We start from the raw sequence: 21,084 nt of genomic DNA, 5'->3' as shown, positions 1-21,084 counted from the left end.
TCTCGCGGATCAAGGGGGACGAGTGACCATGACAGTCAGCACCGACCCGGCGGCGGGCAGCACCGCCACCGACACCGACACCGGCACCGCCACCGGCACCGGCACCGGCATGACCGTCGCGGACTTCGCGCAGCGGGTCCTCGACGCCGTGCTCGGAGCGCAGGAGGTCCAGGCGCTCTACCTCGGCGACCGACTCGGCTACTACACCGCCCTCGCCGTCGGCGGACCGCTCACCTCCACCGAGCTGGCGACGGCGACCGGCAGCGCGGAGCGGTACGCCCGCGAGTGGCTCGAGCACCAGGCCGTCTGCGGCTATCTCACGGTGCAGGAGCCGGCAACCGACCAGAGCTCCGACTCCGACTCGGATTCCGGCACCGACACCGACACCGGCGACGCGGACGCACTGTCCCGCCGTTACCTGCTACCCAGCAGCCACGCGGAGGTGCTCACCGACGTCGACAGCCTGAACTACCTGGCACCGCTCGCTCGGTTCGTCGCCGGCGCGGGCCGGCAGCTGGGCGAGATCGTCACGGCCTACCGGACCGGCGGCGGAGTCAGCTGGGAGCACTTCGGCGCGGATGCCCGGGAGGCCCAGGCCGCGATGAACCGCCCGATGTTCCTCTCCGCGCTGTGCCAGGAGCTGCTGCCAAGCGCTCCTGAGGTGCACGCCGTGCTGACCGCCGGCGCCCGGGTCGCGGACATCGGCTGCGGCGCGGGCTGGTCCGCTGTCGCCATCGCCCGTGGCTACCCGGGCGTGACGGTGGACGGGTTCGACCCGGACACCGCCGCGATCCGTCTCGCCGAGCGCAACGCCGCCAGCTTCGGAGTGGCTGACCGGGTGACCTTCGCCGACATCGACGCCGCCGACATCGCGGACGGCGACGGCGCGGGCAGCTACGACCTCGTCTTCGCCTTCGAGTGCGTCCACGACATGCCGGACCCGGTCGCGGTGCTCGACGCGGCCCGCCGCCTGCTCACCGACGGCGGCAGCGTGATCGTCATGGACGAGCGGTGCGCCGAGACCTTCCAGGCGCCTGGCAGCGAGCTGGAGCGACTGCTCTACGGCTACTCGCTGACCGGATGCCTGCCGGACGGCATGTCCCGACAGCCGTCGGTCGGAACCGGCACGGTGATGCGCCCGTCGACCCTGGCCGGGTACGCCGAGCTGGCCGGGTTCAGCGCCACCTCGACGCTGCCGGTCGAGCACGACTTCTTCCGCTTCTATCGCCTCGTCCCCTGACCGACCCGCTCGCCAGGGGAGCTCAGCCGCCCTCGGGGAACAGGACGGCGGCGCCGTTGACGCGGTCCCGGGCCAGGTCGCCGAGTGCCTGGTCCGCCTGCGCCAGCGAGTACGGGGTCACGGTGACCGCCAGCCGGTGCCGGGCGGCGACGGTCAGGAACTCCTGTCCGTCGGCCCGGGTGTTGGCTGTCGTGCTGCGTACCGTCCGCTCCTGGAACAGGTGACGCTGGTAGTTCAGGGGCGGGATGTCGGTCAGGTGGATCCCGGCGATCGACAGCGTCCCGCCGCGGTCCAGTGCCGCCAGCGCGGCCGGGACGAGATCACCGACGGGAGCGAACAGGACGGCGGCGTCGAGCGGCTCGGGCGGGCTGTCATAGGCGCCGGCCACCGAGGCGGCCCCGAGCTCGAGGGCGAGCTGCCGCGCCCGCTCGGAGCGGGTCATGACGTGGACGGTCGCGCCCTGGGCGAGCGCCACCTGGGCCGCGAGATGGGCGGACGCGCCGAACCCGTAGATACCGAGCCGGCCGCCGGGCGGCAGATCCGCCCGTAGCAGCGCCCGGTAGCCGACGATGCCCGCACACAGCAGCGGTGCGAGCTCACCGTCGCTGTACCCGGCCGGCAGCGGGTAGGCGTAGGCGGCGTCCACGACGGCGTACTGCGCGTAGCCTCCGTCGACGTCCCAGCCGGTGTAGACCGATGCGGGGCAGAGGTTCTCGGCCCCGCGGCGGCAGGAGGCACATGTGCCGTCGGTACCGGCGAGCCAGGCGATGCCGAGCCGGTCACCCAGCCGCACCGCGGGCTGCACCCGACCGGCCCCACCAGCCCCACCGGCCGTGCCGGCCCTGCCAGCCCCACCGGCCGTGCCGGCCCTGCCAGCCCCACCGGCCGTGCCGGCCCTGCCAGCCCCACCGGCCGTGCCGGCCCTGCCAGCCCCGCTGGGCGGGCCAGGCGTACCGGCGCCGTCGGCGGAGGCCGGGCCGATCGCGTCGACGTAGCCGACGACCTCATGGCCAGGCACCGTGTGAGGGCGGCGCGGAGCGAGATCACCCTCGGCGAGGTGCAGATCCGTCCGGCAGACGCCACACGCGGCCACCTTCAGCCGGACCTGGCCGGGCCCGGGTTCGGGCACCGGGCGGTCCACCGCTCGAAGCGGGCCCGAGGCCATCGGCCCCGGGGTCGCCACCTGCCAGGCCAACATCGATCACTCACCCCCGCGCGCCGGGCCCCGGGCAGGGACCGCGGCAGCGCCAGGCCGGCCCGGTCGTCCCCGACCACGCCCGAGCGCCCAGCGACCTGTGCGGGCGCCCAGGGCATCCGGGCGCCCCGAGGCCGAACGATCCGCAGAGCCCGCGGGCCCGTGGGATCCGGGGATCAGGAAGGTGCGGAACCGGCTGTCAGACGTTCACGCCGTGGTCGCGGGCGAGGCCGCCGAGGTCGTTGTGCCCCTGGCCGACGGCGCGGAACTTCCAGTCCGCCCCGTTGCGGTACACCTCGCCGAAGATCACGACCGTCTCGACGGAGTAGTCCTCGGAGAGGTCGTAGCGGACGAGCTCGGTACCGGCCTGGTCCACCACGCGGATGTAGGCGTTGCGCACCTGGCCGAAGTTCTGGGCCCGGTTCGCCGCGTCGTAGATCGACACCGGGACGACGATCTTGTCGATCTCGGCCGGGACCAGCCCCAGGTCGATGTTGATGGACTCGTCGTCGCCCTCGCCGGCGCCGGTGGTGTTGTCACCGGTGAGCGAGATGGCGCCCTCCGGGCTCTTCATGTTGTTGAAGAAGATGAAATGCCCGTCGGACAGCACCTTCCCGTCACTCTTGACGCCGATGGCGGAGGCGTCGAGGTCGAAGTCGGTGCCGGTCGTGGTCCGGGCGTCCCACCCGAGCCCGACGGTGAGCGCTGTCAGCGCTCCGGTTCCCGCCTCGGCGGCCTGCTTCGTGAGGCTGACGTTGCCGCCCTTGGCAAGGCTGATCGCCATGACGAATGTCCTTCCTGAAGGATCCCTTTACACCGACGGCCTCCACAGTGAGGACCATCGGGCCAACACGGTCACTTCTCGTGCCACCCTTGCACACGAACGTGAACCCGACGGGCAGGCGGTCGGTCGGATGACACACGTGCCACCCCGGGGTACGGCGCGAGGATGGCCCGCGGGGCGGGCGGCAGGTGGCCCGGGGGGCGACCAGGGACCGCTGTCACGGTTCGCAACCGCGCGGAAGTGTCGCCGGTCTCGGTAATCTGGCACCCATGGCTCTCCTGGTCGCGAAGTTCGGCGGGTCCTCGGTCGCGGACGCTGATCGCATCAAGCGGGTGGCCGAACGGATGGTGGAGACGCGCCGGGCCGGCAACGACGTGGTGGTCGTCGTCAGCGCGATGGGTGACACCACCGACGACCTGCTCGACCTCGCCGAGCAGGTGAGCCCGCTCCCGCCGGCCCGCGAGCTGGACATGCTGCTCACCGCCGGCGAGCGGATCTCGATGGCCCTGCTCGCGATGGCGATCACCAAGCTGGGCGCCGAGGCGCGCTCCTTCACCGGTTCCCAGGCCGGCGTGATCACCGACTCGGTGCACGGCCGGGCCCGCATCATCGACGTCACTCCGGGCCGCATCCGCACCGCGCTGGACGAGGGCGCCATCGCCATCGTCGCCGGTTTCCAGGGTGTCAGCCAGGACACGAAGGACATCACCACGCTGGGGCGGGGCGGTTCCGACACCACGGCCGTGGCGCTCGCCGCCGCGCTGGAGGCCGACGTCTGCGAGATCTACACCGACGTGGACGGCGTGTACAGCGCCGATCCGCGCATCGTCCCGGATGCCCGCCGCATCGACCGGATCTCCTACGAGGAGATGCTGGAGATGGCGGCCTGCGGGGCGAAGGTCCTCATGCTGCGGTGCGTCGAGTACGCCCGCCGGTACAGCGTCCCCGTGCACGTCCGGTCCTCGTTCTCGTCGAAGCCGGGCACGTGGGTCATCGAGACTCCGGAGGCACAGCTCGTGGAACAGGCCATCATCCGCGGTGTCGCGCATGATCTGAGCGAGGCGAAGGTGACCGTCGTGGGCTGCCCGGACAAGCCGGGCGTGGCCGCCGCGGTGTTCCGTGCCGTCGCCGACGCCGACGTCAACCTCGACATGATCGTCCAGGTCGGCTCGGTGGCCGGTTCCGGGCGGACGGACATCTCCTTCACCCTGCCGAAGACCCAGGGGAAGACCGCGCTCGCCGCGCTGGAGAAGGTCCACAGCCAGATCGGCTTCGACCGCACCCTCTACGACGACCACATCGGCAAGCTGTCGCTGATCGGCGCCGGGATGAAGTCGCATCCAGGCGTGTCCGCCCGGTTCTTCGGGTCCCTCGCCGACGCCGGCGTCAACGTCGAGATCATCTCGACCTCCGAGATCCGGATCTCGGTGGTCGTGCGTGACACGGACCTGCCGCTGGCGGTCCGCGCCGTCCATGCCGCCTTCGAACTGGGCGACCCGGACGAGAGCGCCGTCGTGTACGCCGGCACCGGCCGCTGAGCGGGTCCGCACCGCAGGGCCGCGGCACCGGCCGGGTTCTCGGCCCCCGGCGGGGGCGAACCCGGATGCACGGACGAGCACAGCAGCACGAGCAGGCACGCAGAACGAGCAGGGCACGCAGGACGAGTACCGGAGGCAGGACATGAGCGACATCTCCCAACGCCCCACGCTGGCCGTGGTGGGAGCGACCGGGGCGGTGGGCACGGTGATGCTCGCGCTGCTGACCGAACGCCCGGACGTGTGGGGCGAGATCCGACTGGTGGCCTCCGCCCGGTCGGCCGGTCGCACGCTGCGCGTGCGCGGCGAGGACGTGCCGGTCCAGGCGCTGGCCCCGGAGGTGTTCGACGGTGTCGACATCGCCGTCTTCGACGTCCCGGACGAGGTGTCCGCGCAGTGGGCTCCGGTCGCCGCCGCGCGAGGCGCGGTCGCGGTGGACAACTCCGGCGCCTTCCGCATGGACCCGGACGTGCCCCTCGTCGTCCCGGAGGTGAACGCCGACGCGGTCGCGGACCGGCCGCGCGGCATCATCGCGAACCCGAACTGCACAACCCTGTCGATGATCGTCGCGGTCGGCGCGCTGCACCGGGCCTTCGGCCTGGAGTCGCTCGTCGCCACGTCGTACCAGGCGGCGAGCGGCGCCGGCCAGTCCGGCATCGACACGCTCTACGCCCAGCTGGAGCTGGTCGGCGGCACCCGGGAGCTGGGGCAGACCGCCGGTGACATGCGCAAGGCCGTCGGGGAGGAGGGCCTCGGCCCGTTCCCGGCCCCGCTGGCGCTGAACGTGGTGCCGTGGGCCGGCTCGCTGAAGGACGGCGGCTGGTCCTCCGAGGAGCTCAAGATCCGCAACGAGTCCCGGAAGATCCTCGGGCTGCCCGGGCTGCGGGTCTCCGCGACCTGCGTGCGGGTTCCGGTGGTCACCACGCACGCGGTGGCGGTGCACGCGCGGTTCAGCCAGCCGGTCACCGCCGGGCAGGCGCGGGAGGTGTTGGCGTCGGCGCCGGGCGTGGCGGTGCTGGATGATCCGTCCGCGGGCGAGTTCCCGACCCCGGCGGATGTGGTGGGCACGGACCCGACCTGGGTCGGGCGTATCCGGCAGTCTCCGGACGATCCGCACGAGGTCGCTCTGTTCGTCTGCGGGGACAACCTGCGCAAGGGCGCGGCGCTCAACACCCTGCAGATCGCCGAGTTTCTCGCCGGCGGCTGAGTCCCGAGGTGATGCAGGCGCAGGGGCAGGGCAGATGGCGCCCTGCCCCGCACGACGCGGTCCGGCGGTCACGGCGCCGGGCCCCGGTACGGGGCAAACCAGAGCGCACGACTGCCGCTGGCCAACCAGGTGATAGCCAGCCACTAACCGGACGATGAACAGCCGCTAACCACGTGCGACACAGGCGCAGCCGGGCCACGGTGTTGGCCGGGCCGACCATGCAGAGTCCTCTCCAGGCGCACGCGCCGACGCCACCGACCGCGCGGACCCGGCCACGCTTCTGTCGCGGAACACCGACCTGACACAACACGGAACACAGCCGGCGCGACATGAGTGGCGCGATATTTCCACCTGGACGCATTCCAGGCATCAGCTTTTACGGATCCGAGTAATCAGAGAGATGCTTGGAGCGGATCAACAAAAGCAGGCGCCTAGTCGGGAACGACGCCCGCCCACCATTCGTTGGCGGGCAGGTCGTATCCAAATCCTGTGACCGAATCAGCCCGGATCATGTTAGTGGAACATGCTCGTCCCACCGACGCGATCACCGAGACAGATCACGAGCCAGCGCGTTCCGGTGAACGCCCGACCCACTACGCAGAAGGCACAGGCAGGGCAGCACCGGACAGATCCAGACAGACCACGGGCGCACAGCCCGCGAAAAGCGGACAGCCCGCCCCCCGGAGTGATCCGACGAACGGGCTACCCAACTCTGGTTCTACTGCTACTCGTGGCTCAGACGACGCGGACGGCGTCGGCCTGCGGGCCCTTCTGGCCCTGGGTCACCTGGAACTCGACCCGCTGGCCCTCCTCGAGTGCCTTGTAGCCGTCCATGTCGATTGCGCTGTAGTGGACGAAGACGTCAGACCCGCCGCCGTCTACGGAGATGAAGCCGAAGCCCTTCTCCGAGTTGAACCATTTCACCGTGCCCTGAGCCACGTGCCGTTCTCCCTGCTGGTGCAGTCAGGACCCGCACCGCGCGAGCCCCGGGCCTAACCGCGCCGGCGATGCGATTCGCCGCCGCGTTGTTCCGCTGTGTCTCGGTTGAGCCACGAACCGACGAACACCGGCCACGCCTGACGCTACACGGATGCGGCCCCGGACGGGAGTCCTCCAGCAGAAGAAGTCCACTTCACGGCTCGGCATTGCGAACGTCCACTGCGTCGCCCCGGTGTCTCACAGTCCACCGCGCCGAAGCCGAGCGGCCAGTTGAACGCTACTTCGCCGCTGCCGAAGTAACACCCCTCGCGTCTCACACAAGGGCACTACCGGGCAGGGCTGGACTCTGCCGCGCGGGCCCCGCCCCGGCACCGAAACGCTCGATCACAGCGGCAATCTCGTCAAGATCGACAGCGGTGAGGGTCACCCCACCAGCCGCCGGCAGCCAGGCGTCGATCTGGTCGGGGCGACGAGCCCCGACGATGGCGGCGGTCACTCCGTCGAAGGACAACGTCCAGGCCACGGCGACCGCGGCGACGGTCGTGTCGTGCCGGTCCGCGACCGGGCGGAGCGCCTCGACCACGGCCAGGTTCCGGTCCAGCGCGGGCGGGTTGAACTCGGCGGCTTCCCGGCGCCAGTCGCCCGCCGGCAGCGAGGCGGTCCGCTCGGGCGTCCACCGACCACTCAGCAGCCCCGACTGCATCGGGCTGTAGACGATCACCCCGATGTCGCGCAGCGCGCAGTACGGCAGCAGGTCGGCCGCGGCCTGTCGGTTGACGAGCGAGAACGGCGGCTGCAGGACGTCGGTGCCGCCCACCGTGGCCGCCTCCTCCAGCTGGCTCACCGACAGGTTCGACACACCCACCCCCCGGATCTTGCCGGCGGCCCGGAGCTCGTGGAGGGTCCCCACCGCGTCCGCGACCGACGCGCCGTCCTCCGGCGGCCAGTGGAGCTGGTAGAGGTCGATGCGCTCGACCCGCAGCCGCCGCAGCGAGGCGTCCACCTCGGCGCGGATCGAGTCCGGTGCACCGACCCGGGCCGGCCGGCGGGAGGGATCGTTCACATCCCAGGCGAGGCCGCACTTCGTGAAGACGTACGGGCGCTCGGCCTCAGGGAGGTCCGCCAGCGCACGGGCGACCAGCTCCTCGGAGTGGCCGAGGCCGTAGACCGCGGCGGTGTCGATCCAGTTGACCCCGGCCCGCACCGCCGCCCGGATCGCCTCGACGGCCTCGGCGTCGTCCTGGGGCCCCCAGCCGAACGCCCAGTCAGCCCCGCCGATGGCCCAGGCGCCAAATCCGACCCGGGTGACGTCCATGTCAGTCCGGCCGAGCCGGGTGGTGGGGAGAGCTTCGGGAGCGGTCATCGGGCATCTCCTCGTCGACGAGGGCACCGCGCACTGATGACACGGCACTCATGACACTGACACGGCACTCATGACACGGGCACGCACGGGCACGCACGGCCGAGGACGCTCGCGCGCCGAGGGCCTTCCCGGCGCGGTGCGCACACGACCCCGCTGACACCACATCGTTCGTTCCCATGACACCGCATGCCCGGCGCCCCGTGCACGACACCGTGTGCACGGGGTGATGCGGTCGGCAGTTTCAGCGGCTCAGCCGTTCGGACCGGTCGCTCGGCCAGCCGAACCGGTCGCTCGGCCAGCCGAACCGGTCGCTCGGTCAGCCGAACCAGCGGCGGTGGCGGCGCGCGGAGGCGGCCGGCCACTGGTCGAAGAAGTCCCGTTCCGCGGTGCGCGCCCGGTGTTCCTCCAGCCCGTACAGCACGCCGAGGGTGAAGGCCGACGACTCACCCGCCACCTGCGCCCGCACACCCCAGTCCTGCAGCAGGTCGCGAGCGATCGTCGCGTCCTGATGGGTGCCGAGCAGCTCCTGCATCTCCTCCGCCAGCCGGGCGAACGCGGCCGCCGACGCGCCGTAGACCGGGCCGACCGCCTCGGCCGCGTAGCGCAGCCGCTTCGCCTGCTTGCGGGCGGAGTGCAGCAGTTCGTCCCGCTCGGTGCCGACGGGCAGCGCGGCCGCCCGGGACACCTTGCGGCTCAGCCGGCGGTCGGCCTCGCGCAGCAGGCCGGGCAGGACCTTCTCCGCGGGCTTGCGCGCCGTCCCCACCAACGGGCTGTTGACGAGCGCGAGCAGGTCCCGCACCAGCGTCAGGTACCGCTCACTGCGCAGCATCGCGAGGGCCTGCTCCCGCGCGGCGGTCTGGTCGGCGGCGAGATGCCCGCTGATCGATGCCGTGACGTCCCCGCGGACCAGGTCGGCGGGGACCGCGTCGAGCCGCTCGGCGAAGTAGGCGATCTGGACCTCGGCGTCGCGCGCGGCGGACAGTGCTCCGGCCAGGTCCCGCAGCTCCCCGTCGAGGTGGCTGACGAGATCGGCCGGGAAGAAGGGGGCGAAGGTCCGCAGCGTGCTGCGGGTGCGGCGGCAGGCGACCCGCATGCGGTGAACGGCATCCGGGGCGTCCAGCCGAACCCGCGGGTCGGTCGCCAGCAGCGCCTCGACCTGCGCGATGAGATAGGCACGGATGACGGTGCCGGCCGGAGTGCGCCGGCGCAGCTTCCGGGGAGGCGCCGGGACATCCGGACCGGCCGCCGCGTCGAGGGCGGGGCCGAGCACCTGCGCCAGTTTGGACGACGAGGCCGACCGGTCCGCGCCGGCGGACAGCAGCACCTGCTCGACGTCGTCGAGCAGGCCGGGGGCGCCGCTGCCGAGCTCGACCTCGATCTCGCGCCATTTCTGGGCGACCATCGTGGAGCCCATCGTGGTGGCGGAGACCTGGTCGTCGACGACCTCCGCCAGGTCGGCGCCGGCGGCGTCGCGCAGGCGACGGGCCGTGCGCAGCGTGACCAGGCGGGCGACGGGGCGCAGCTCGGCACCGCGCAGGTGCACGGTGACGAGGTCGGTGAGCTCCTCCGGCACCGGGCCGGCGCCGCCCAGCGGCCGCTGGATCTCGTCGCGGGTGCCGGGGGCGACCGGCAGTTTGAGGTGCCAGCCGGCGTCGGCCCCGCCGGTGCGCCGGCGCAGCGTGATGCGGTTGCGGGCCAGCCGCAGGTCGTCGGTGTCGTAGTAGACGGCTTCGAGCGTGACGGCCCGGCGGGTGCGCGCCGTGGCTACTCCGGGCACGTCCGCCAGCCGGGGGAGAACGAACCCCGGGTCCACTGAGTACTTGCGCTCGATCTCGCGAACTGAACCCATGCCAGCCCCTTCCCCATACGGGACACGCCCTTGTTCGCCGGTCGCCAGGCAGGCCCGGGGGCTGGGGGCACGACGGAGAAACACCACCAGCACACGACAGAACGATCGTTGTTTGCCTATTGTTAACCTAGTGCCGGCAGCACATTACCGCGGAACCGGAATCCACGAGACCTTTCCGGCCAGTGTCACATATCCGACGAACGCTACCGTGTCGATGAGTGTGTGGGCGATCACCAGTGGTAGCACCCGGCCGGTGCGCTGAAAGATCCGCCCGAACAGCAGGCCCATCGCGACGTTGCCGGCGAACCCGCCGAGCCCCTGGTACAGGTGGTAGGAGCCGCGCAACAGCGCGCTGGCGAGGAGGGCCCGGTTGGCGCCCCATCCCAGCTCGCGCAGGCGCACCAGCAGGTAGCCGGCGACCACCACCTCCTCCGCCAGGCCGTTCTCGGCCGCCGAGGCGATCAGCACCGGGATCCGCCACCAGACGTCCGGCAGGTTCGACGGGGCGACCGTGAGGTTCGCGCCGCTGTGCCAGGCGACCAGATAGAAGGCCAGCCCGGTTCCGCCGACGGCCGCGGCCAGCGCCGCACCCCAGGCGGTGTCCGCACGCGGGCGTCGCCGGTCCAGCCCGATGGCACCCGCGCCGCCGCCATGCCTGCCCAGCAGGTGGACGACGAGGAACACCGGCACGAGCGCGGTGACGATCGAGGCGACCTGCAGGGCGAGATCCAGCCAGGGGCGACCGGGCGCGGCGGACGAGTTCAGCCGCGCGACCTGTGACCGCACCGACTGGTCGGCGGTGAGCACGCCGACATAGCGGATCAACGCGAAGAGGCCGGACGCCCCGAACGAGACGCCCAGGACCAGCAGCACCTCGTTGCGCAGCAACCGGCGACCGGGCGCACCGGCAGGCAGCCCGCCCGGCGATCCGCCCGGCAGTCCGCCCGACGGTTCGCCCGACGGTTCGACCGGCGGGCGGCCGCGGGCGTCGGACGGCGGCTCACGCCCGTCCGCCGCCGGTACGGCGGCGCTGTCCGCCTGGCTGCTCCCGGAACCGGCCCTCGTCACCCGTCGAAGGTAGTCGTGCCAGGACGGGTCGCACCGGACACAGGCGAAGGCCCGGGAGACCGCCCTGGCGGTGCGGGCGGCTCCCGGGCCGGTATGGCTCGGCCCTCGGCAGGTCCGCCGCGGGACGGCGGGCAGGCCGGCGGGCCGGCGGGGTCAGGACCTGGCTTCGGCTTCCGCCTCGGGCTCCGGGTTCGCGAACAGCCGGAACAACATCCACAGCGACGGCACCAGCACGACCAGCCCGCAGCAGACCGCGATCAGCATCGCGACGATGTTGGCTTCCGGCGCGGCGGCCGAGTCGACCGTGGCCCGGCCCACGACGAGGTCGGGGTACTGTGCGGCAGCCCATCCCCACAGCACTCCGGCGACGGCGATCCCCGCCGTCACCCGCGCGGCCGTGAAGCGGTGCTGCCACAGCGCCACCAGCGAAGTCACCCCGCCGATGGCCGAGAGGACGACGAACGGCACCGAGCGGTCGGCGAACCGGTCGGCGACCACCGGCGCCTCGGACCACAGCAGCGGCAGCAGCACCGCGGCCAGCAGCCCGCAGGCCACGGCGCTGCCGAGCGCACGCCGGCGCAGGCCCGGTACCAGGTGCTCCGTCTCCGGGCTGGCGGCCGCGTCGCGGCACAGGTAGACGGCGGCGAGGAACGCCGTTGCGGCGAGCGCGAAGACACCGCAGACGATCCCGAAAGCGCTGGTCACCGGGGTCAGCGGCGCGCCCTCGGCGACGTCGCCGGTGACCAGCGCGGCACCGGCGACCCCCAGCGCGACCGGCGTGATCGCGGACGAGACGGCGAAGACGTGGCCCCACCAGTGGTCCGGCCCGGCGGCGCCGGAACCGTAGGCCCGGTAGACGTACGCGGCCCCGCGAAGCACGATCCCGGCCAGCGCGCAGATCAGCGGGATCTCCAGCGTGGAGCCGACGATCCCGAAGGCCTCCGGGAAGCCGCTGAACATCATCACCACGACGAAGATCAGCCAGACGTGGTTGGCCTCCCAGATCGGCCCGAGCGCGGCGGAGACCAGCCGGCGCTGGTCGGCGGCGTCCCGGCCGCGGGCCAGCAGGTCCCAGACGCCGCCGCCGAAGTCCGCGCCCCCGGTGAGGGCGTAGGCGGTCAGTCCGAGCACCATCACGACGGCGAGCAGGTCGGCGGCGGTCATCGGGTGTCCTCCTCGCGTCCGGACGGGTCGGTCCCGGTGCCGTTCCCGCTCCCGTCACCCGCGGAGGCGGAGGCGGGCAGGTTCGGCGCCTGCTGGTCGGGCGCGGGGCGGGCGTCCGGGATGTCCGGCGCCCGCGTGGCCTCGCCGACGGACCCGCCGAGCTCCGGCCCGCCGGTCGCCATCCGGCGCAGGATGAGGATCAGGGCGGTCGCGAGCCCCAGGTAGAGCAGCACCGTGCCGGTGAAGATCGCTGGCATGCCCGAGCTGGTCGTCACCGCCTCGTCCACCCGCATCCGGCCGTAGACGATCCAGGGCTGGCGGCCGCCCTCGGTGACCTCCCAGCCGGCCATCATCGCCAGCACGGACGCCGGTCCCGACGCGGCGGCGGCCCACAACCACGGTCTCCCGGTGGGCACCAGCGGTCGTTGCCCTCGCCGTCGGCGGAGCAGAACGACGAACCCGACGGCGGCCGACAGCGCGATCAGGGCCATGCCGAGCCCGACCATCACGTTGAAGGCCAGGTGCACCAGCAGCGCGTTCGGCCGTTCCTCCGGTGGGACGGCGGCCAGGCCGATGATCTCCTTGTCGGCGCTGAAGCCCTGCATCAGCGACAGCAGGTTGGGGATCTCGATGCCGTGCCGGACCTCGCCGGTCTGCTCGTCATAGATACCGCCGAGGGTCAGCGGGGCGTGGGTCGTGGTGTGACCGAGGCCCTCCATCGCCGCGAGCTTGATCGGCTGCTCGTTGCCGACCACGCGGGCGGCCCAGTCGCCGACGATCAGCTGCAGGGGGGCACAGACGAGCAGGACGGTCAGACCGATGCGCAGTCCGCGCTGGTGATACGCGTCGCGCCGCCCGCGCAGCATGCCGACCGCGTACACACCCGCCACGATTCCGCCGGTGCACATCATCGCAGCCAGCAGCATGTGGATGAGCTGATGCGGCGCGGTCGCGGCCAGGAACGGGGCGAACGGCTCTGCCGAAACGACCTTGCCATCGACCTCTGTGACGTGACCGGGGGTGTTCATCCAGGCGTTGGCCGTGATGATGAAGAGGGTCGAGAACGTACCGGCGATGGCGATCGGCCACAGCGTGAGCCAGTGCGCGCGCGGCGAGAGGCGCTTCCAGCCGTAGAGGTACATGCCGATGAAGATCGCCTCGGTGAAGAACGCGAAGCCCTCCAGCGTGAACGACAGTCCCAGCACACCGCCGTACCGGGCCATGAAGGCCGGCCACAGCAGCCCGAACTCGAAGGACAGGGCCGTCCCGGAGACGGCACCGACGGCGAACAGGACCGCGAAGGCCCTGGACCACTTGCGGGTCAGCGCCAGCCAGACCGGGTCCCGGGTGCGCACCCACCGCCCCTCGACGTACAGGAGCAGCCACGGCATCCCGACACCGAACACCGCGAAGCAGATGTGGAACGCCAGGGAGATGGCGGTCTGCCCACGGGCCAGGCCGGTGGACGTCGCGCTGGCCGGGTTCAGGTCTCCGGTCTGCGCGAGCGCCGCGACGTGGGAGAGCACTTCGGCGGCTTGGACCATCTGGACCTCCTCCACCGTGGGCGGCAGCACGCCCGTCGCGTTCTTCTACATTACGTAGAACATTCTACGTTGCGTAGAAGATTTTTCCTTGTGAGATCGATCGACGGCACCATGAGATCGACCGACCTCACCGAACTTGCGGGCAAGAACTTCTACGCGGCGTAGGATCGTTGTCATGGCACGCCTGGGTGACCTGGAACGGTCTGTCATGGACGTCCTGTGGTCCGCGGACGACTGGCTGACCGCGCGCGACGTGGCGGCCCGGCTCGACCATGAGCGCGACCTCGCCTACACCACCGTTCTGACAGTGCTGGAGCGCCTGGAGCGCAAGGGCTTCGTCCGGCGCCAGCGGGCCGCACGCGCCCACCGCTACGCCGCCGTGGACAGCCGCGAGACCGTCGTCGCCGAGGCGATGCTGGAAGCGCTCGGCACCGCCGACGACCGGGGCTCCGCACTGGTCCGTTTCGTCGGCTCGGTGTCCGCGGAGGAGGCCGAGATCCTGCGCCGCGCGCTCGAGCCGGCCGGGGCGGACTCCGCCGACCCGCAGTCCGCCGACCCGCAGTCCGCCGACGGCGACACCAACGAGGCCGGCGTGCCGGGCACCGCAGCCCCCGGCATCGCAGCCCACGATGGTTCGGCCGCGGCAGCCGCTGACGACAGCACCGGCGCCCCGGGCGACGACCCCGCCACCGCACCGTGACCTTCGGCCCCGGCCACACGACCACCGTCAGGGGGCTACCGGACGTCACCGACGTCACCCTGCGCGGGGTCCGAAAGACCCGGGCCAGCAGGTTCGGTCTACCGGCCTTCGCGCGCCGTCCGCCAGCACCGCCGCGGCGGGCGCCCGAGCGGTAGCGTCTGGCGGGACATGACGACCGCGGTCCTTCTCGCCCTGTTCGCGTGTGCGCTGGCCTGGCCAGTCCCACGCCTGCTGGCCTCCGCCCGATGGCCGTACCGGTGCCCGCGGGCCGCCATCGTGCTGTGGCAGGCGGTCGGGCTGGCCGGCGGGGTGTCCGCTCTTCTCGCCGCGATCGCGTTCACCGTGGCACCGCTGTCCCAGGGCATCCCGTCCGCGGTCGCCGACCATGCGGCCAACCTCGCGGCCGGTGAGCCCCTCGTCGGGCTGGGCCGGACGAACCTCCTCGGCCTCGCCATCGCCGCCGCGCTGGCAGCCCGCCTGTTCGGCGTGCTGTGCGTCTCGACAGCCGCCACCCTGCGCGACCGGCACCGGCACCGGCACCTCGTCGACCTCGCCGGCCACCGCCACCGCCGCCACGGCACCAGGTCCGCTCCCCGCGACCGCGGCGCCCCGGCCGGTGAGGGCAGCCGCGCCGGTGAGGGCGACCGCGCCAGTGAGGGCGACCAGCCGGTCGAGGGATGCCGCCTGTGCGAGCACCGGGAGCGGACCGGCGCCCGGCTGCGGATTCTCGACCACCCGCTCGCCGTCGCCTACTGCGTGCCCGGCGTGCGCCACGCGCGGGTCGTCGTCTCCGAGGGGCTGCTGCGGACACTGACCCCGGAGGAGCTGGACGCCGTCCTCGCCCATGAGGAGGCGCATGTGAACGGGCGTCATGACCTGGTCATCCAGCCGTTCGTCGCCTGGGAGCGCACTTTCCCCTTCCTGCGGCCGGCCCGGGAGGCGACGGCCGCGGTGTCGCTGCTCGTCGAGATGCTCGCGGACGACGCCGCCGCCCGGCGCACCAGCGGGCGGACACTGGCCCGCGCACTCGCCCGGCTCGGGGTCACCCGCGCTCCTGTCCCGTCCGGTGCCCTCGGGGTGACCGGGCCGCGCTCCGTCCCCGACTCGCCGGCGACGCTGGGGGTGATCGGAGGCGCCAGTCGCCTCGTCGCCACGATGATCGCCCTCGCGGGCGACCGGCCCGGCGCGGCGCGCTCCGGCGGTGCGAAACCCGGCGGATCACGACCCGACGCAGCCCGGCCCGAGCCGGTGCGGACGCCGGTCGTCGCGCGGATCTCCCGTCTCCTCGACCCACCCGAGGTGCCGATCTGGCTGCCCGGCGCCGCCTACCTCGGCGCCGCGGCGGTGTTCCTCACTCCTGCCGTGCTCCTCCTCGTCTGAGAGGACCACCTTGACGCCCCCACCAGGCACGTCCCAGGATCCTGGCGGTTTCTCCGGCGGCGTCGCCTCGGGCGCCCGGCACGCGGCGGTCCGCGCCGGCGTGCGGCGGCTGGGCACTCTGCTCGGCGAGTCACTCACCCGCTACGAGGGCGAGGACCTGTTCACCCTGGTCGAACGGGTGCGGATGCTGGCCCGCAGCGAGGACGGCGGCGCCGAGCTCGCCGCCGTCCTCGACGAGGTCGACGCGCCGCAGGCGATCCTGCTCGCCCGGGCGTTCGCCGCCTACTTCCAGCTCGCCAACATCACCGAGCAGCTGCACCGCGCCCGGGAGATCTCCGACCGGCCGCGCGGGCGGCTGCACACCCTCGCCGACCGGATCGCCGCCGCGGTCGCCGACGGCACGCTGGACCCGGGCCTGCCCGGCGAGGTGATGGGGCGCCTCCAGCTGCGCCCGGTGTTCACCGCGCATCCCACCGAGGCCAGCCGCCGGTCCGTCCTGGACACGCTGCGCGGCATCGCCGACCTGCTGGACGCGTCCGACGACCCGCGCCGCCCCGCCGCCGATGACGAGCGCCTCGCCCGCCGGCTCGCCGAACTGGTGGACGTCCTCTGGCAGACCGACGAGCTTCGGGTCGAGCGGCCCGAGCCGACGGACGAGGCACGGGCAGCCACCTACTACCTGGAGTCGATCGCCACCGAGGTCGTGGGGGACCTGCTGGAGGACCTCGACACCGCGCTCGCCCGCATCGGCGTCGACCTGCCCGCCACCGCCCGGCCGCTGGCCTTCGGGACCTGGGCCGGCGGTGACCGTGACGGCAACCCGAACGTCACGCCCGCGGTGACCCTGGAGGTGCTCAACCTCCAGCACGAGTTCGGCATCCGTGTCCTCACCGCCACCGTCGACCGGCTGATCCGGGAGCTGACCGCCTCCACCCGGGTGGTCGGAGAGATCAGCGCGGACCTGCGCGCCGCGCTCACCGCCGACCGGGCAGCGCTGCCCGAGGTGTACGACCGGTACATCCGGCTCAACGCGGAGGAGCCCTACCGGCTGCGGTGCAGCTACATCCTGACCCGGCTCGCCGGCACCCGGGCACGGCTCGCCGCCGGCACCCCGCACGTCCCCGGGCGGGACTACCTGCGGATCACCGAGCTGGTGGACGAGCTGGAGCTCATGCGGGTCTCCCTGGCGGCCAGCAACGGCGGGCTGGTCGCCGACGGGCCGCTGCTGCGCGCGATCCGGACCGCGAACACCGTCGGGCTGTCGTTGGCGACGCTGGACATCCGCGAGCACGCCGACGCCCACCACGCGGCCCTCAGTGCGATCTACGACCAGCTCGGCGAGCTTGACGTCCGCTACCGGGACCTGGACCGCGCGGCCCGGCTCACCCTGCTCTCCACCGAGCTCGCCGGGCGCCGGCCGCTGCTCGGCGCCGTACCGCCGCCGCTGCCGGAGCGGGCCGCGCGGACGTTCGAGCTGCTCACCACCGTCCGCCAGGCACTCGACCGCTACGGCGACGGAGTCATCGAGAGCTACATCGTGTCGATGACGCGCGGAGTCGACGACATCCTGGCCGTCGTGGTGCTCGCCCGCGAGGCGGGCCTCGTCGGCCTGGGCGCCCCCGGCGGGACCGGCGGAACCGGCGGGACGGAGCCGGCGAGCGGAACCGGCGGGGCCTGGGCACGGATCGGGTTCGTGCCGCTGTTCGAGACCGTCACCGAGCTGCGGGCGGCAGGCGCCCTGCTCGACCGGCTGCTCGCCGACCCGTCCTACCGTGCGCTCGTCGCGGCGCGCGGCGACGTGCAGGAGGTCATGCTCGGCTACTCGGACTCGTCCAAGGACGCCGGCATCACCGCCTCCCAGTGGGAGATCCACAAGGCGCAGCGCGAGCTGCGGGACACCGCCCGCGCCCACGGGGTCGTGCTGCGGCTGTTCCACGGCCGCGGCGGGTCGGTCGGCCGCGGCGGCGGGCCGTCCGGCGAGGCGATCCTCGCCCAGCCGTACGGCACCCTGGACGGGCCGATCAAGGTCACCGAGCAGGGCGAGGTGATCTCGGACAAGTACATCCTGCCGCGCCTCGCCCGGCAGAACCTGGAGATCGCGCTGTCGGCGGTGATCGAGGCCTCCATCCTGCACCGGACGTCTCGGCAGTCCGAACGGATCCTCCTCGGCTGGGACGGGACGATGACCGCCGTGGCGGACGCCGCCCGCGACACCTACCGGTCGCTGGTGGCAGACCCGGAGCTCGTCCCGTTCTTCCTGGCCGCAACCCCGGTCGAGGAGCTGGGCAACCTCAACATCGGCTCCCGACCGGCCCGCCGGCCCGGCGGCACCGGCGGGCTCGCCGACCTGCGGGCCATCCCCTGGGTGTTCGGCTGGACGCAGTCGCGGATCCTGCTCCCCGGCTGGTTCGGGGTCGGCTCCGGCCTGGCGGCGGCCCGCGCCGCCGGGGCCGGGGACGAACTGGCCGAGATGTACCGGTCGTGGCACTTCTTCCGGACGTTCCTCGGCAACGTCCAGATGACCCTGGCGAAGTCGGATCTGGCGATCGCGCGGCGTTACGTGTCAACGCTCGTCGACCCGGCACGCGCCGGCCTGTTCGACGTCATCCGGGCCGAGCACGAGCGCACCGTGCGCGAGGTGCTCACCGTCACCGGTCAGGACGAGCTACTGCAGACCGCGCCGGTGCTGCGCCACACCCTGCAGGTCCGGGATGCCTACCTCACCCCGCTGCACGCCCTGCAGGTCTCCCTGCTGGCCCGCACCCGCGCCGCCGGCGACGGCGCCGACCCCCGGCTGCGCCGTGGCCTGCTCCTCACCATCAACGGCATCGCGGCCGGCCTGCGCAACACCGGCTGACGCGACACCGGCTGACGCGACACCGGCACCGGGGGCAGCACCGGCGGCGGGAGCAGCACCGCCCCGCCTGGAGCGAGGCGCCGTCGTGAGCCCCAGGACGAGAGCGGCCGCACAGGCGGCGACGACCACCCACCGGCCCGCCGCACCGGTGGAATCGATCATGATCGTCGGCCCTCCCCCGACTGGATCCTCCCCCGCACCCGCGGTGGCGACCACGGCCACGCCCGCCGTCGTCGCAGCCGTCACGGCGGCGACGGAACCGATCAGCGCGACGCCCAGCGACTGACCCACCTGACGGCTGGTCGAGGCCACCGCCGCGGCGACTCCCGCCTGCTCCACCGGCATTCCGGACACCGCCGTGTTCGTGATCGGCGCGTTCACCAGCCCGAAGCCCGCTCCGAACAGGACGTAGGCGACGAGGAGCACACCGGTCGAGGTTCCGGCGTCGAACACGGTCATCACCAGGCTGCCGGCGGTGAGCCCGACGCCGGCGGCGAGCAGGGACGGCCGCGGGCCGAACCGCGCCACCGCCCGTCCGGACAGGGGCGCACCGATGATGATGGCCACGGCCATCGGCAGGGTCACGAGGCCGGCGTGCAACGGCGAGTAGCCGCGGACATCCTGCAGGTAGATCGTGTTGAGGAGCAGCGCCCCACCGAGGGCGCCGAACACGCAGACCGCCGTGGCCGTCGCGCCCGAGAACGACGGGACGCGGAAGAGGCGGACGTCCAGCAACGGCTCGGCCCGGCGGGACTCGTAGCGCACCAGCAGCACCGTGGCGATACCGGCGGCCGAGAACAGAACCAGGGTGCGGGCCGACGTCCAGCCCGCCTCGGGGGCCGCGATGAGCGAGTAGGTCAGCGTGGCGAGCGCCGTGATCACCAGCAGCTGGCCGACAGGGTCGAGCCGACGCGGCCGCGCGGCCCGCGACTCGGGGACGAACAGCCGCGCCAGCACCAGCGCGAGCAGGCCGAACGGGATGTTGATCCAGAAGATCGCGCGCCAGTTCACCCACTCGACCAGGACCCCGCCCAGCACCGGGCCCAACGCCATGCTGATGCCGACCACCGCGCCCCACACACCGATGGCCCGTGCGCGCTCGCGAGGATCGGTGAACGTGTTGGTGATGATCGACATCGCCACCGGGTTGAGCATCGAGCCGCCGACGGCCTGGACCATGCGGAACGCCACCAGCCAGCCGAGCCCGGGCGCGAGGCTGCACAGCAGGGAGCCCAGCGTGAACAGCACCAGCCCGGTCTGGAACACCTTCCGGCGGCCGAGCCTGTCCCCCGCGGAACCGGCGAGCATGAGCAGGCTGGCCAGGACGATGGTGTAGCTGTCGATGCTCCACTGCAGACCGGCCGGCGACGCGTCGAAGTCACGCTGCAGCGAGGGCAGCGCGATGTTCACGATCGTGATGTCGAGCCCGACAATGAGCAGGCTCATCGAGCAGATCGCCAGCACGGCGAACTTGCGGCGCATGGTCAGTTCGGCCATCCGGACCACCTCCCGGGCTGACTGCAGCTGTGCGCCCCCGCGCCGCCGACCTGACGGCCGGCCCGCGGACGACCAAGGTCGGGGCCCGATCCGAGGTCGTCCAACTATTTAGCGTAGAGCAACTAACAGATTTATGAGTAGATCGCTGGGCTCGTCCACTCGATCACTCGGCAACGCTGCCACCCGTCCACCCGTCCACCCGTCCACGCGGCCGCCTGGCAGCGCGGCACCCCGGCACCCCGGCACCCGGCCCGAGGTCAGTCGCCGCCGATACGCGCACCAGATGCTCGGCGGGGTGCGGAACAGCCGTCAGCCGGCCCGGCTATGACCCGGGGGCGATGCTCCGGGCGGGCCCGCCGATGCGAATCCAGTCCGTGCCCGATCCGGAGTACAGGTACACGCCCTGCTGGTCGGGCGTGAGGGAGTACAACCGGTCCGCCGTCACCACGAACTGCGCACCAGGACCACCCACCAGCTCCCAGTTCGTCGACGCCCCCGTATACCGGTAAAGATCACCCGAACCCGGACTCGTCGAGAACAAACCATAACCCCCGCCATACAACGTCCCCCCGGGCCCACCGATCTGAACCCAGTTCGTACCCGACCCGGAATACATGTACACACCCTGCCGATCCGGCGTGAGGGAGTACAACCGGTCCGCCGTCACCACGAACTGCGCACCAGGACCACCCACCAGCTCCCAGTTCGTCGACGCCCCCGTATACCGGTAAAGATCACCCGAACCCGGACTCGTCGAGAACA

Annotated in this window: 14 protein-coding genes and 2 pseudogenes; 6 read left to right on the top strand and 10 right to left on the bottom strand. The window is 72.5% G+C overall.

Translation table 11 applies throughout. From position 1 onward, the window contains the following. Nucleotides 1-28 precede the first annotated feature (28 nt). Nucleotides 29-1,240 (top strand): methyltransferase domain-containing protein, encoded by a 1,212-nt coding sequence (locus AB1460_RS09940; protein ID WP_368960513.1) that lies wholly within the window; start codon nucleotides 29-31, stop codon nucleotides 1,238-1,240. 22 nt (nucleotides 1,241-1,262) lie between these two features. Here AB1460_RS09940 and AB1460_RS09935 read toward each other — a convergent pair whose 3' ends face one another. Further along, nucleotides 1,263-2,438, bottom strand: a complete 1,176-nt coding sequence (locus tag AB1460_RS09935; RefSeq protein WP_368960512.1) for a zinc-dependent alcohol dehydrogenase family protein — start codon at nucleotides 2,436-2,438, stop codon at nucleotides 1,263-1,265. Nucleotides 2,439-2,634: 196 nt separating this feature from the next. Then, nucleotides 2,635-3,219 carry a TerD family protein gene (locus AB1460_RS09930; protein ID WP_368960510.1) on the bottom strand — a complete coding sequence of 195 codons (585 nt, stop codon included), beginning with the start codon at nucleotides 3,217-3,219 and terminating at the stop codon, nucleotides 2,635-2,637. Between the two features lie 269 nt (nucleotides 3,220-3,488). Here AB1460_RS09930 and AB1460_RS09925 point away from each other — a divergent pair, with 269 nt between their 5' ends. Next, a complete protein-coding gene (locus AB1460_RS09925; RefSeq protein ID WP_368960508.1) occupies nucleotides 3,489-4,757 on the top strand; it encodes an aspartate kinase in 1,269 nt (422 codons plus the stop codon). Nucleotides 4,758-4,899: 142 nt separating this feature from the next. Further along, complete coding sequence (locus AB1460_RS09920; protein WP_368960506.1) at nucleotides 4,900-5,961, top strand: aspartate-semialdehyde dehydrogenase; 1,062 nt, start codon at nucleotides 4,900-4,902, stop codon at nucleotides 5,959-5,961. Nucleotides 5,962-6,696: 735 nt separating this feature from the next. On the opposite strand, the gene AB1460_RS09915 is transcribed toward AB1460_RS09920, so the two are convergent. From AB1460_RS09915 to AB1460_RS09890, 6 genes are all read right to left on the bottom strand, one after another. Next, nucleotides 6,697-6,900 carry a cold-shock protein gene (locus tag AB1460_RS09915; RefSeq protein WP_018500469.1) on the bottom strand — a complete coding sequence of 68 codons (204 nt, stop codon included), beginning with the start codon at nucleotides 6,898-6,900 and terminating at the stop codon, nucleotides 6,697-6,699. 313 nt (nucleotides 6,901-7,213) lie between these two features. After that, on the bottom strand, nucleotides 7,214-8,263 hold the full coding sequence (locus AB1460_RS09910; RefSeq protein ID WP_368960504.1) for an aldo/keto reductase: 1,050 nt from the start codon (nucleotides 8,261-8,263) through the stop codon (nucleotides 7,214-7,216). A 316-nt stretch (nucleotides 8,264-8,579) separates the two neighbouring features. Beyond that, entirely contained in the window at nucleotides 8,580-10,112 is a 1,533-nt protein-coding gene (locus AB1460_RS09905) for a CHAD domain-containing protein (RefSeq protein ID WP_368960503.1), read from the bottom strand. 144 nt (nucleotides 10,113-10,256) lie between these two features. Next, the gene (locus tag AB1460_RS09900) at nucleotides 10,257-11,180 is read right to left on the bottom strand and encodes a CPBP family intramembrane glutamic endopeptidase (RefSeq protein WP_420497232.1); all 924 of its coding nucleotides are present in this window, start codon (nucleotides 11,178-11,180) and stop codon (nucleotides 10,257-10,259) included. 153 nt (nucleotides 11,181-11,333) lie between these two features. Then, nucleotides 11,334-12,344 (bottom strand): cytochrome d ubiquinol oxidase subunit II, encoded by a 1,011-nt coding sequence (locus tag AB1460_RS09895; RefSeq protein WP_368960501.1) that lies wholly within the window; start codon nucleotides 12,342-12,344, stop codon nucleotides 11,334-11,336. Then, a complete protein-coding gene (locus tag AB1460_RS09890; protein WP_368960500.1) occupies nucleotides 12,341-13,888 on the bottom strand; it encodes a cytochrome ubiquinol oxidase subunit I in 1,548 nt (515 codons plus the stop codon). Before AB1460_RS09890 ends, AB1460_RS09895 begins: the two co-directional genes overlap by 4 nt. A 175-nt stretch (nucleotides 13,889-14,063) precedes the next feature. Here AB1460_RS09890 and AB1460_RS09885 point away from each other — a divergent pair, with 175 nt between their 5' ends. The 3 genes from AB1460_RS09885 (at nucleotide 14,064) to ppc (ending at nucleotide 18,825) form a co-directional block, all read left to right on the top strand. Continuing rightward, nucleotides 14,064-14,588 carry a BlaI/MecI/CopY family transcriptional regulator gene (locus AB1460_RS09885; protein ID WP_368960499.1) on the top strand — a complete coding sequence of 175 codons (525 nt, stop codon included), beginning with the start codon at nucleotides 14,064-14,066 and terminating at the stop codon, nucleotides 14,586-14,588. A gap of 168 nt (nucleotides 14,589-14,756) precedes the next feature. Beyond that, nucleotides 14,757-15,968, top strand: coding sequence for a M56 family metallopeptidase (locus AB1460_RS09880; protein WP_368960498.1), 1,212 nt, complete (start codon nucleotides 14,757-14,759; stop codon nucleotides 15,966-15,968). A 10-nt stretch (nucleotides 15,969-15,978) separates the two neighbouring features. Next, on the top strand, nucleotides 15,979-18,825 hold the full coding sequence (gene ppc / locus AB1460_RS09875) for a phosphoenolpyruvate carboxylase (protein WP_368960496.1): 2,847 nt from the start codon (nucleotides 15,979-15,981) through the stop codon (nucleotides 18,823-18,825). Here ppc and AB1460_RS09870 read toward each other — a convergent pair. Both AB1460_RS09870 and AB1460_RS09865 read right to left on the bottom strand, forming a co-directional pair. Further along, nucleotides 18,715-20,322 (bottom strand): annotated as a pseudogene (locus tag AB1460_RS09870) (MFS transporter); the annotation flags it as partial. The gene ppc and the pseudogene AB1460_RS09870 overlap by 111 nt on opposite strands. Nucleotides 20,323-20,644: 322 nt before the next feature. Further along, nucleotides 20,645-21,084: pseudogene (locus tag AB1460_RS09865) on the bottom strand (hypothetical protein); the annotation flags it as partial.

It is taken from the genome of Parafrankia sp. FMc2 (assembly GCF_041008525.1).
Classification (GTDB): domain Bacteria; phylum Actinomycetota; class Actinomycetes; order Frankiales; family Frankiaceae; genus Parafrankia.
The sequence above is the reverse complement of the archived record's forward strand: the minus strand, read 5'-3'. Positions and strand labels throughout refer to the sequence as shown.

Bases quoted from the DNA above. Each gene is read 5' to 3' on its own strand.
- AB1460_RS09880 (WP_368960498.1), top strand. From the start codon at position 14,757: ATGACGACCGCGGTCCTTCTCGCCCTGTTCGCGTGTGCGCTGGCCTGG.
- AB1460_RS09940 (WP_368960513.1), top strand. From the start codon at position 29: ATGACAGTCAGCACCGACCCGGCGGCGGGCAGCACCGCCACCGACACC.
- AB1460_RS09890 (WP_368960500.1), bottom strand. From the start codon at position 13,888: ATGGTCCAAGCCGCCGAAGTGCTCTCCCACGTCGCGGCGCTCGCGCAG.
- AB1460_RS09905 (WP_368960503.1), bottom strand. From the start codon at position 10,112: ATGGGTTCAGTTCGCGAGATCGAGCGCAAGTACTCAGTGGACCCGGGG.
- AB1460_RS09925 (WP_368960508.1), top strand. From the start codon at position 3,489: ATGGCTCTCCTGGTCGCGAAGTTCGGCGGGTCCTCGGTCGCGGACGCT.
- AB1460_RS09935 (WP_368960512.1), bottom strand. From the start codon at position 2,438: ATGTTGGCCTGGCAGGTGGCGACCCCGGGGCCGATGGCCTCGGGCCCG.
- AB1460_RS09895 (WP_368960501.1), bottom strand. From the start codon at position 12,344: ATGACCGCCGCCGACCTGCTCGCCGTCGTGATGGTGCTCGGACTGACC.
- AB1460_RS09885 (WP_368960499.1), top strand. From the start codon at position 14,064: ATGGCACGCCTGGGTGACCTGGAACGGTCTGTCATGGACGTCCTGTGG.
- AB1460_RS09910 (WP_368960504.1), bottom strand. From the start codon at position 8,263: ATGACCGCTCCCGAAGCTCTCCCCACCACCCGGCTCGGCCGGACTGAC.
- AB1460_RS09930 (WP_368960510.1), bottom strand. From the start codon at position 3,219: ATGGCGATCAGCCTTGCCAAGGGCGGCAACGTCAGCCTCACGAAGCAG.
- AB1460_RS09920 (WP_368960506.1), top strand. From the start codon at position 4,900: ATGAGCGACATCTCCCAACGCCCCACGCTGGCCGTGGTGGGAGCGACC.